The sequence below is a fragment of the Fodinibius salinus genome, assembly GCF_008124865.1.
In the GTDB taxonomy this organism is placed as follows: domain Bacteria; phylum Bacteroidota; class Rhodothermia; order Balneolales; family Balneolaceae; genus Fodinibius; species Fodinibius salinus.
On record NZ_VNHY01000004.1, the window covers coordinates 1 to 11399 of the forward strand.

Genomic DNA, 11399 nt, shown 5'->3' on the forward strand with positions numbered 1-11399 from the left:
TCGTTGATACTCTTGTGGGCCCCAAAAATTCAGGCCCCAACAAGGGCTCGACGTGCGATCGTCTGTCTGTTCTCAATATGGTATAGAACAAAAAATATTGCCCAAATGCTTCTGTGAACAACGCTCGGCCCTGCTTTAACAAATCGTTAACTTCAGTTCCGAAGCGATGCAAATATCAACACTCTGAAGGACATTTCCAAATTTAATTTTAACTCTTTTTTAGAGCTAAAAAAACGGGGTTGAGCTTGCTCTTTGAAGAGGACTCGACCCCGTTCTTAAATTGGAATTCCAAGATACTATAATTAGGGGGTTCGTGTCAACAAATATTTAAGGTTTTTTAAGAAAAATCGGTTATCCCAACTACCATTATTTAAAGGACATTTTGGCAAGATCATACCCCCTTCATATAGGTTATATCGCCGGAAGATTTTTGATAGCTTGAGAATAATTTGCCTTCCAAATAAAAAACGGGGGTCGCTTAGTGCGCAGAAATATTAGACACACCATTTCAGCTGTATGGGACAGCGTGTATATCCTAAATTTTGTTTACGTATTTATATGTAATTTCTGAATAAAGAACTAATTAGTACGGCTAATATAGAAAAGAAGATCAGGGTTATATCATCTAAGATTCCAACTGGAAAACTTACGGCTTATCATTAAGCTGTCTATTATTACCGAGAAGGGGCACACAACAGATATAATAACTACCAAACCAACTGTTTCTATCACTCAGAATCATATAAGCTGTGAGCACTGGGATCTTCCTCAAAGTTTTGGAAAATCTTAACACCCAAATAGCAAAGTGGGGTATCAAAGAGTGCGAAGAAGAATTTAAAGAGATAAGAATTTAAAATGAGGATGATCAATTTTCCAATAGTATCTACTTCTTTTCCTAAGTTACCAGCAACAAATAAAATAGTTAAAATAGCTGTAGAGTCTACTAGTTGACTAATAGTTGTCGATGCATTGTTTCGGAGCCACAAATGTTTGCCGTTGGTAAGCTCTTTCCAAAAATGAAATAAGCGTACATCCACAGTCTGGGCAACCAAGTAAGCGACCATGCTGGCAATAGTGTTCCCAATCATAAATTCATACACCCCTTCAAAAAGCTGCAGTCCTCCACTCACTCCTCCTGTATTGGGCAACCAGTGATTAACACTCATCAGAAATAGCATAAATACATTCATCCAAAAACCAACCCACACAACTAACTGGGCTTTTTTTCTACCATACAACTCAGATATTAAATCAGTTGCCAAGAACGTAAATGGATAAGCAATAACGCCCACAGGTACGCTCATAGTGTAGGTCCCATCATCCCGAACTAGTTCGGGCACAATAGATTGCATCCAACTGGATAGTTCAACTGAAAAAATAGTAACAAACTTCGTTGTTCCTATCACATTACCTAACACAAGAGACGTCAAAAAGATACCCGATAACGATAAAAAAAGTACATCTCTCTTATAACTTACAGGCGATTGAGAATTAGTTTCTGTCATTCGATTGCTTTTTAGAATTGTGTTGTAAATAACCTCGCCATAATAATAAATTACATAAAGAAAATTTTCAGCTTCAGCATTTAGTTTTTTATGGATACTTCGGTTTACGCCCTTATTGACTGCAATAATTTTTATGCTTCATGCGAGCGGGTGTTTGATCCTGCTCTGCGGGATCGGCCCATCGCAATTCTTTCCAATAATGATGGATGCATTATTGCTCGGTCAGATGAAGCCCAAAAGGCCGGGGTCGAAATGGCAGTCCCCAAATTTAAAATCCGAAAGTTAATAAAAGAAAAAGGGGTAATCCTTCGTTCTTCTAATTATGCACTATATGGGGATATGTCTCGCCGGGTAATGTCCACCCTTCGACATCTAACGGATAAAGTAGAACCATACAGTATTGATGAAGCATTTATTGAACTTCCCCTACTGAATAATCAAGATCTGCGCGACTTTGGATGTACTATAAAATCCACGATTAAACAATGGACCGGACTTCCTGTTTCGGTGGGTATTGCTCCCTCAAAAACACTGGCTAAAATTGCTAATGAAAGAGCTAAATCAAATCCTGATCATCACGGTGTTCTCAATCTTGTTGACAATCCTGAATCAGACGACATTTTACAGGATACTGACCTTACGGATATTTGGGGCATTGGCGGCGGACTTTCCCAACGGCTCTTCAAGGAGGGAATTAACAATGCCTACCAACTTAAGAAGCAACATAGTCGCCCCGAATGGGTACGAGACCGACTCACAATAAAAGGACTCCGTACAGTGATGGAACTTAACGGCCAGCCCTGCATCGATATTGAGCATAGAACTGATCCGCGAAAGGGTATTATGACCTCTCGATCTTTTGGTAAAGCTGTTACTGAACTACAAAATCTCAAAGAAGCAGTGGCAGCATTTACCAGCATTGCAGCCGAAAAACTGCGGGCTCAAAAATCAGTAAGCTCTCTGTTACATGTTACACTGCGGACCAACAAGTACTCTAATTATAATTCTCAATATAAATATGGTATTGAAATCCCGCTCCCAACTCCCACAGCAAACACTTCTTATCTGATTAAATGTGCCCATGCCGCTGTACAGCAACTGTATAAAACAAAATGTAAATACAAAAAGGCTACTGTCATGCTTACGGGATTGATCCCAGAATCGGAAGTGCAGGGCGACCTATTTGACCGACAACAATATTCCGAAGAACAGCATAATCTGATGAGCACTATTGATCAGATCAATACGAAATATGGATCAGATACAACACATTTTGCTGCTACGGGTATCGAACAACCCTGGCAGATGAAGCAAGAACATCTTTCTCCAAAATATACGACCTCATGGAATGATATCCTCGAAGCAAAATGCTAATCAATAAATTACGCAGTTGCTTACTACTCCGAATCAGGTTTTCTTATATGTTGGATTAACCCTTTAATCTAAGAATACTACCCAATGTCACTCTTATTAATTGCTCCTGACCGCGACATGTCGGACTGGGAGCAAGCACTCCAAAAAAGCGATCCCAATCTGGATATTGAAATTTGGCCGGATGTTGAAGATCCAAAACGCGTACAATTTGCCGTTTGCTGGAATCACCCCAAGAATGTACTCAATCAATATCCTAACCTGCAGGCAGTATCTTCACTCGGGGCGGGTGTCGATCACCTATTAGCTGATGAGGAACTCCCAGAATCTACTGATATTTGTCGGGTTGTCTCACCTTCGTTAGTTCAACAGATGAAGGAATATGTGCTGGCAGCAGTCTTAAACATCCAGCGTAATATTGTCCATTATATTCATCAAAATGAGCAAGGGAGGTGGCAGCCTCATAACCATCAACTCTCGGGGGAGGTAAAGGTAGGCATAATGGGACTCGGGGAACTGGGCCGACCGGTGGCACAACAGCTGGCTAATATAGGATATCATGTGTCGGGATGGTCTCGCTCAACCAAAGACGTAGAAAACATTACCACTTATGCCGGAACCGAGGAGTTTGAAACTTTTCTCCACAATACCCAAATGCTTGTCTGTCTGCTTCCGCTCACTCAAGAAACGGAAGGGGTTTTAAATCTCGAAACATTCAAAGCTCTAAACAATCCCGCATGGATTATCAACGTAGGCCGGGGTGAACATCTAATAGACGAAGACCTGATTTATGCACTGGACAGTGATATACTGCAAGGCGCTTGGCTGGACGTATTTTCAGAGGAACCACTACCTGATAAGCATGCATTCTGGAATCGGCCAAACATTATCATTACCCCCCATATTGCTAGTATTACACAACCTTCTGGAAGTGCAGATCAGATTGTTGAAAATTATAAACGGGCATTGTCCGGAATGGAATTAAACTACAAAGTAGATCGAAATAAAGGATACTAATCTCTAATCAAAAAGATGATAAGCAACAAGTAAAAAAACTCATTTTTTAGCTATTAACCGAAATCGGTGTAATCCATCCAAAAGGATCTTCTGCCTTACCCCACTGTATATCTGTAATTTGGTCATGTAACTTTTGGCCAACAGGTCCGCGCTGCTCAAAATCAAAGCGTACCGACTGGCCATCGTGATGGATTTCTTCCACAGGAGCAATGACGGCTGCTGTACCTGCGCCAAAAGCTTCATCCAATGTTCCATTGGCGCCCGCTTCCATAACTTCATCAATCGTCAGGCGACGTTCTTTAACCGGCAGTCCCCAGTGCTTGGCCAACTGAATGACCGAAGCACGTGTAATGCCCGGTAAAATAGTACCACTCAGCTCCGGCGTTACCAGTACACCATCAATCACAAAAAAGATGTTCATCGTCCCCACTTCTTCAACAAATTTGTGCTCACAAGCATCAAGCCACAGCACTTGGTCAAACCCCTTCTCTTCGGCCTCTTGCGCGGGATACAAACTGGCGGCATAATTACCGGCTGTCTTCGCAGCTCCTACACCACCCTTAACAGCTCGTGCATATTTTTGAGATGTCGTAAGCTTAACCGGCCTGTTATAGTACGAACCCACCGGAGTTGTAATAATAAAAAATCGATAGCTGTCAGAAACGCGTGCAGAAATAATGGGGTCAAACGCACAGACAAAGGGACGAATATACAAGGTATTTCCTTCTTTCTGAGGAACCCACTGATGGTCAAGTTTAATAAGCTTAGTTATACCGTCGATAAATACATCCTCAGATACGGGCGGTATACACATTCGTTTACATGACCGAACAAGCCGCTGATGATTTTTCTCCGGCCGAAACAGATTAACAGTATTCTCATCTGCATAATAAGCTTTCATTCCCTCAAACACTGATTGTCCGTAATGCAGCGTATTGAGCGCCGGCGTCACCTCAATTGTCCCAAAGGGTTTAATTGAAGGTTTCTGCCACTGCCCTTCCCGATATTCAACCTCCAGCATGTGATCTGAAAAACGTTCGCCAAACCCGGGGTCATCAAGATTTACATTCTCTACTCTTGTGGATGATACTTTGGTAATATTAAATGTATTGTCGGTACTCATAATCACTGTTTATTAAAGATATGGATATCCATTTCGAAAACTTTCAAGCACTTTCTAGCAAAAGCTAAATACCACAAACATTTGTATAACTTTTACCCATCAACGCAAATTACTTGGTTTCTACCGTCTTTCTTGTTGCCATTTTTCAATGGAAGAAACCGTGCAGAAGTTATGAATTCCTTAATGAAAGCAAAAGGGGATCCCACACTATGCTTGAAGAATATGATTTTTTTGATGGGAAGGATGTTCGATATATTGACGGGCAGTAAACTCAGCTTTGGATTATCCCCAAACCATAATATTTACCACTAAGAAACTAAGTACGCTACGAAATTACTTTCTCATTGAGTAACCAAAAGAATCTATGGACCAACTAGAATCTCTTTTTAAAGAACTAAAGAAAACACCGGAAGGTGCTTTTTTTAATCCCTGGTTTCAAGAAGATGCTGCTCACGATCAACCTGAGGATGCTCCGAATATTCGGCGGCGTCAGCTACGAACATACCTTAGCGAGCGGATGGGTAAAGCAAAGTACCTTTTTATAGCAGAAGCACTTGGCTATCAGGGCGGGCATTTTACCGGCATTGCTATGACCTCGGAGCGTATTTTGCTCGGTCATCACAAATCTGTGCACGGCATCCCCGCCGATGGAGCCTTTACATCCATCAAACCAAAACGAACAAGTAAGCCTGCTGTAAACAAAAAAGGGATGTCGGAGCCTACTGCCACTATTATGTGGAAAGCCATTTACCAGCTGGGAATTGATCCTTATGAATGTGTATTGTGGAATGCCCTGCCCTGGCATCCTTATGATGCTGATGAAGGCTTGCTCAGCAACCGGACGCCTACGAATACCGAATTGGAAAAGGGATATCCGGCGCTGCGAGCGTTTTTGGAATTATATCCCGATGCCAGCATTATTGCCGTTGGAAGAAAATGCGAACAAAGCCTTGATGCCTTTGATATCTCAAACTACGTACCCGTCCGTCACCCGGCCCATGGCGGAGCACCCAAATTTCGACGACAAATGAAAAAGCTGATTGAGAACTAGAAGTTAGGCATCAAAATGCGTCCATAGCTGATTATTATCCAGTACTCTGCATTGCCGCGGCTATACCATTAATACTCAAGAATAATGCATCTCGTAAAGAGTCTTCATTATCCCTTTGATCATTTTTCCAACGATCCAACAGTTCGGCCTGCATCATATTTAACGGATATGTGAACGGATTCCGAAAGCGTATTGATTTTTTAATTACCCGACTGTTATCCAAAATTTGTTGCTGGCCGGTTATTTTCTTGATTGCCTGCTCTGCCTTTTTAAAATCTTTTGTAATACGCTTGTGAAATGTTCCGTCTTCTATATCCTCATAAACATTAGCCGTAGGAATATGTGTACGCGCCATTTCGCGCTGTGCATTATCAAGCACCGTTTTGAAAAATATCCCTTCCTCATACCATTGCTGTAACTGTCTCAGCTTCTTATCATTATCAACAAAATCATCAAGTGCCTGACCTATGCCATACCAGCCTGGCACATTATACCGTACCTGTGTCCAAGCAAATACCCATGGGATGGCCCGCAGATTTTCAAAATCAGCAGCCTTGGCACTACCCCGGGATACCGGACGGGAGGCAATCGGCAATCGACTGATATGCTCGATAGGAGTCTTTGCAGTATACCAATTCCAGAAATCTTCATCATCAATCAAGTTCCGATAAGCTTCCATTGACACAGTCGAAAGCTGCTCCATAGTGTTGTCAAACTTCTCTTGCTGGGGATGCCCTTCCTCCTCAGAAATAGTTATCCTAACCATCGCATTGACGATCTGTTCAAGATGGCGGTGAGTAATCGTTGCCAATGAATAACGAAAAGAAATTACTTCGCCCTGCTCTGTAAACCGGATACGTCCATTATTACTAATGGGAGGCAATGCTAAAATTCCCTGGTTCGATCGTCCACCCCCACGACCCACAGTACCACCCCGGCCGTGAAATAATCGGAAATCTATGTCATATTCCCGGCAAACTTTGCCCAGGCTTCGCTGCGCTTTTTCAAGCGCCCAGTTGGCCATCCAGTAACCACCATCTTTATTGCTATCGGAATAACCAAGCATAATCTCCTGCAGATTATCACGTGCTGCCAGCTGTTTCCGGTACAGCGGACTCTCATAGATCTCGGTCATCAGTCGACCGCACTCTTCCAGATCTTCAATCGTTTCAAAAAGCGGAACAACATCAATCTGGCTTTCTACTTCACCATCCCTATAATTCCAAAGGCCCATTTCTTTCGCCAAAATGAATACTTCCAGCATATCACTAACGCCATGCGTCATGCTAATGATATAATTACCAAAACTATTGGGGTCGAGTTCTAGCATCTGTCCGATGACATCAAACACTTCCAACATCTGTGCTGTATCGTCATTTAACTGGGCTCGCAATGGCGACAATGGACGTGGATTTTTTAACTCTTTCGTAAGCAGTGCAACCTTTTCCTCCTCCGACATTGTCTGATATTCATCCGTAACCTCTCCTATCGAAAACAATTCTGCAACGGCTTCTTCATGCTTGGCACTATGTTGACGGACATCTAACCCTGCCATATGAAAACCAAATGTTTGGGCACGCACCAGCAAGTGCTTTAATTTGCCCTGTGAACCTACACATTCCAGCCCGGATTTTATGAGGCTCTGCCCAATCATTTGAAGCTCGTCAATAAAATCCTGTGATGTGTACTTCTGGGCCTCTTCCAGCACGCGGTCCGAATTCTCAGACTTTGCCACCTCTATTTGGTGACGCAGTTTATGCATCATATGTGTAATCTTTCGGCGATACGGTTCCTGAGTGTATAACCGCTGATACCGCTCCGAGGGCGGATCCGTCTGTTGATCTTTTTTCAACGAGTTAACCAGCTCATCCGAGATGGTATATTTGTTTTGAGAAATACTGAGGTAACGTCGCAAGTCATCAAGCTCGTTGAGATACAGTTCCATTACAATTTGCCGCTGCTCTAGAATTGTTTCCCACGTCACTTCGGAGGTCACATTTGGATTTCCATCACGGTCACTTCCAATCCATGAACGGTATTTTAAAATCGTACTAAAATCAGGAACTTCATCATAATACGTTTCAAAAGCATTGCGCAGATCATCATAAAGTACGGGGATGGTCTCCCAAATAGCATTACGGAAATAAAACATTCCGTTTTCAACTTCATCTTCGACGGTCACGCGTTCACTTCGCACCTCATCAGTAGCCAACAGCAAATGGATTTCATTAAAAATATCCATCTTCTTTTCTTTCCGTTCCGAGGGCGTCAAATCCTGCCGGCGTAATTGCCCGATCATCTCAGTAATACGCTGTTGTTTAACCAAAACACTGTGCCGACGTGCTTCTGTGGGATGCGCCGTAATGGTTGGTTGAATATCGAGCTTACCAATAACCTTAGCTGCTTCCTCCATATTATATCCCTTTTCCTTCATATAGAATACAGCCTCGGCAATGCTTTCGCTGCGCGGGGATTGCGGATTAGTATGTATCGCCCGGTCACGATTAATACGTGTGATTTCGCGCTGCTCCTGAGAATTCATTAAATGGAAAAAGACGGTATAATACCGCAAAAAACCGGATATCTGCTCAATGGATAAATCATTAATTTTATGTTCCAGATCTTTGAAAGCCTGATCATCCCCATCATCAAAAGCACTGGCAGCCAGCTGTGGAAATGTAATAAGCATCTCGAGAAATGCTTCGCTCTCTTTTCCCCGGACAATGTCTTCTAAAAAATGAGTAAGCAGTTCAACCTGCCCCGCCAACTCACTGCTTATGTCAGTTTCTTCTCCGAATGTCTCAATTAATTTTTCCCAATGCATTGATTCACTATATATTTTATATAAGGATAAATCATAAAATGCATTTTAAATTGTAAAAAAGACAATGATGCCTGATCGATGCGACTGGTGCGAAAATACCTTTGACCAATATGTCCGATACCATGATGAAGAGTGGGGTGTGCCTGTACATGACGACCGCGTACTTTTTGAATTTTTGATACTTGAAACCGCCCAGGCGGGATTAAGCTGGAGTACCATCCTTAAGAAAAGAGAAGGATACCGAAAAGCATTTGCAGAGTTTGACGTAGAAAAAGTTGTCAAATTTGATGCAGAAAAGATTCAACAGCTGCTAAACAACCCTGACATTGTGCGCAACGAACGCAAAGTTCGATCAGCCATTAGTAATGCTAAATGTTTTATCGAAGTACAAAATGAGTTTGACAGTTTTGACCAATATTTATGGTCGTTTGTTGACGGCAATCCTGTCCAAAACGAGTGGAATAACATGGACCAAGTACCGGCTACAACGAAGCTATCAGACAAGCTAAGTAAAGACCTCAAAAACCGTGGGTTCTCATTTATTGGAAGTACCACCATCTATGCCTATATGCAATCTGTTGGGCTGGTTAATGACCACCTGACCAGCTGCTTTCGCTACTCGAAAGTTAAGAACGCAAATTAATACATCATTTAGGGAAATGCCCTTTAACGCTGTTTCTCGATGTTTTTACTGACTAGAAAAAAGTTGTTTTTTAGTATTTTAAGTGCTTATTGAAATACAATAAAAATGGGTAATATTATGCGCTCAATGTTCTCTCTGGAAGAAGTTGGTGAAATGTTAGACATGAAAACCAGTGAGATAGAAAAAGAAATTAAAAGTGGTCATTTAACGTACTCATTTCACGAAGGTGAAAAACAGATTACCCTGTACGATCTTGAAAAATACATGGGGGCCGAACAGACTAAAAAGATCACCCAAGATTATTTATCCGAAAATAGCTCTGAATAATAACAGAGGCTTCCACATTTATGCTGTTATTTTTAAGTCGTAACAAGCTCCCCATTTAACGCCTTTTCTATTTGATCATTAACATATGTCACATTCAATCCATTGCGTTTGAGCAGTGCTGATGCAACAGATGCTCGTCTTCCTGAACGGCAATACACCAACCAATCTTTATCCTGATCCAACTTCTCTACTTCGTCGGCTAATCGAGTATGAGCAATGTTAACAGCTCCTTCGATATGTCCTTCACGAAATTCGGTAGCCTTTCGCACATCGAGAATAGCATACTCCTTATCGGTAATTTGGCTACGGGCCTGTTCAAAATTAACAGTCTCAATCTGTTCTGCATCAGCTAACGAGAAGAACTGCTCCAGATCTGCAGGCGTTGCATATCCTTGAATATTGTCTAATCCTATACGTACAAGATCGCGAATGGCAGTATCCACTTCTTCATCGTTAATAATCAGAAAAATTTCATCATTCTCATCCACATATGAGCCGACAATGGTATTAAAGTGTTTGTCAAATTGCGCCAGCAGTGATTCTCTGAGATGAGCATTCATGAATTCTATTCGTCCGCGTGTATCAATAACTGTCGCATCCGGTTGGCTACCCCGCGATGCAATTTTTGCCATCTCTATTTTCGAAGGCCTGGGGAGATCTCCAAGTACAGTCGGTCCACTTCTGTTATCACGCTTCATCCGGGCAAAGTAGAGCGGTGGCTCGGGCTGCCCGTCCAGCACAAAATCCACAAAATGCTGCTCGGTATCAGTCGCTTGAATAGAAGGATTAAATCGCAGCTCGTAGCCCACTGTTGATTCGGGTACCGATCCCAAGGCCTTACCACATGCACTGCCCGATCCGTGTCCCGGCCACACCTGTAGATACTCCGGCATAGACTTAAACTTTTCTACGGACTTAAACAATTGCCTGGCAGACGCTTCCATAACTCCTTCTTGTCCCGCAGCTGATTCCAACAGGTCTGGACGACCCACATCCCCCACAAATATAAAATCGCCGGTCAGAATACCCATAGGCTCATCAGCCGCAGCACCATCGGTTACAAGATAGCTAAGATGTTCAGGCGTGTGTCCCGGCGTATGCCTAGTCTCAAAATGAATGTTTCCCACGCTAAACTTGTCTCCGTCTTTTATCAGCTGGTAATCATACGAACTGCCTGGGAGCCACTCATACTTCCAGTCCGAACCACCCTCGTCTGAAGCATATACTTTTGCTCCTGCTTCAGCAAATTCGCGAAGGCCAGAAAGGTAATCGGCGTGGATATGTGTTTCGGTTGCAGCCTCAATGCGCAATCCGTCTTTTTCTGCTATATTCTGATACCGATCTATGTCTCGCATAGGATCAACGATAATAGCTTCTCCTGAAGCCTGACAACCAATCAGATAGGTATACTGCGATAATTTTTCTTCGTAAATCTGCTTAAAAACCATGAAGGTTAACTTAATTGAAGTACTCTTATTAATGATACATCGGTAAGAAATTATGGCAGGCAGTAGATCTTTTTGAAAAAAATATCATTT

General features: G+C 42.3%; 9 protein-coding genes. 5 read left to right on the forward strand and 4 right to left on the reverse strand.

The window, feature by feature from the left end; translation table 11 throughout:
* Positions 1–728: 728 nt before the first annotated feature.
* Positions 729–1505, reverse strand: a complete 777-nt coding sequence (locus tag LX73_RS10675) for a queuosine precursor transporter (protein WP_148899506.1) — start codon at positions 1503–1505, stop codon at positions 729–731.
* Positions 1506–1595: 90 nt separating this feature from the next.
* Between LX73_RS10675 and LX73_RS10680 the strand changes: the two genes are divergently transcribed.
* Positions 1596–2879, forward strand: coding sequence for a Y-family DNA polymerase (locus LX73_RS10680; RefSeq protein WP_148899507.1), 1284 nt, complete (start codon positions 1596–1598; stop codon positions 2877–2879).
* 84 nt (positions 2880–2963) lie between these two features.
* Positions 2964–3893: a 2-hydroxyacid dehydrogenase gene (locus LX73_RS10685; RefSeq protein ID WP_148899508.1), complete on the forward strand. Its 930-nt coding sequence runs from the start codon at positions 2964–2966 to the stop codon at positions 3891–3893.
* A 46-nt stretch (positions 3894–3939) separates the two neighbouring features.
* Here LX73_RS10685 and LX73_RS10690 read toward each other — a convergent pair whose 3' ends face one another.
* Positions 3940–5016, reverse strand: a complete 1077-nt coding sequence (locus tag LX73_RS10690) for a branched-chain amino acid aminotransferase (protein WP_148899509.1) — start codon at positions 5014–5016, stop codon at positions 3940–3942.
* 364 nt (positions 5017–5380) lie between these two features.
* Between LX73_RS10690 and LX73_RS10695 the strand changes: the two genes are divergently transcribed.
* The gene (locus LX73_RS10695; protein WP_148899510.1) at positions 5381–6067 is read left to right on the forward strand and encodes a uracil-DNA glycosylase; all 687 of its coding nucleotides are present in this window, start codon (positions 5381–5383) and stop codon (positions 6065–6067) included.
* A gap of 34 nt (positions 6068–6101) precedes the next feature.
* On the opposite strand, the gene ppc is transcribed toward LX73_RS10695, so the two are convergent.
* Positions 6102–8891, reverse strand: a complete 2790-nt coding sequence (ppc, locus tag LX73_RS10700) for a phosphoenolpyruvate carboxylase (RefSeq protein WP_148899511.1) — start codon at positions 8889–8891, stop codon at positions 6102–6104.
* A gap of 67 nt (positions 8892–8958) precedes the next feature.
* On the opposite strand from ppc, the gene LX73_RS10705 reads away from it, so the two are divergent.
* Entirely contained in the window at positions 8959–9534 is a 576-nt protein-coding gene (locus tag LX73_RS10705) for a DNA-3-methyladenine glycosylase I (RefSeq protein ID WP_148899781.1), read from the forward strand.
* 117 nt (positions 9535–9651) lie between these two features.
* Complete coding sequence (locus LX73_RS10710) at positions 9652–9861, forward strand: hypothetical protein (RefSeq protein WP_148899512.1); 210 nt, start codon at positions 9652–9654, stop codon at positions 9859–9861.
* A 32-nt stretch (positions 9862–9893) separates the two neighbouring features.
* Here LX73_RS10710 and LX73_RS10715 read toward each other — a convergent pair whose 3' ends face one another.
* Positions 9894–11309, reverse strand: coding sequence for an MBL fold metallo-hydrolase (locus LX73_RS10715; protein ID WP_148899513.1), 1416 nt, complete (start codon positions 11307–11309; stop codon positions 9894–9896).
* Positions 11310–11399: the final 90 nt, after the last annotated feature.

Excerpts from the sequence above, each read along its gene's own strand:
- LX73_RS10675 (WP_148899506.1), bottom strand. The coding sequence starts at position 1,505 with ATGACAGAAACTAATTCTCAATCGCCTGTAAGTTATAAGAGAGATGTA.
- LX73_RS10680 (WP_148899507.1), top strand. The coding sequence starts at position 1,596 with ATGGATACTTCGGTTTACGCCCTTATTGACTGCAATAATTTTTATGCT.
- LX73_RS10685 (WP_148899508.1), top strand. The coding sequence starts at position 2,964 with ATGTCACTCTTATTAATTGCTCCTGACCGCGACATGTCGGACTGGGAG.
- LX73_RS10690 (WP_148899509.1), bottom strand. The coding sequence starts at position 5,016 with ATGAGTACCGACAATACATTTAATATTACCAAAGTATCATCCACAAGA.
- LX73_RS10695 (WP_148899510.1), top strand. The coding sequence starts at position 5,381 with ATGGACCAACTAGAATCTCTTTTTAAAGAACTAAAGAAAACACCGGAA.
- ppc (WP_148899511.1), bottom strand. The coding sequence starts at position 8,891 with ATGCATTGGGAAAAATTAATTGAGACATTCGGAGAAGAAACTGACATA.
- LX73_RS10705 (WP_148899781.1), top strand. The coding sequence starts at position 8,959 with ATGCCTGATCGATGCGACTGGTGCGAAAATACCTTTGACCAATATGTC.
- LX73_RS10710 (WP_148899512.1), top strand. The coding sequence starts at position 9,652 with ATGCGCTCAATGTTCTCTCTGGAAGAAGTTGGTGAAATGTTAGACATG.
- LX73_RS10715 (WP_148899513.1), bottom strand. The coding sequence starts at position 11,309 with ATGGTTTTTAAGCAGATTTACGAAGAAAAATTATCGCAGTATACCTAT.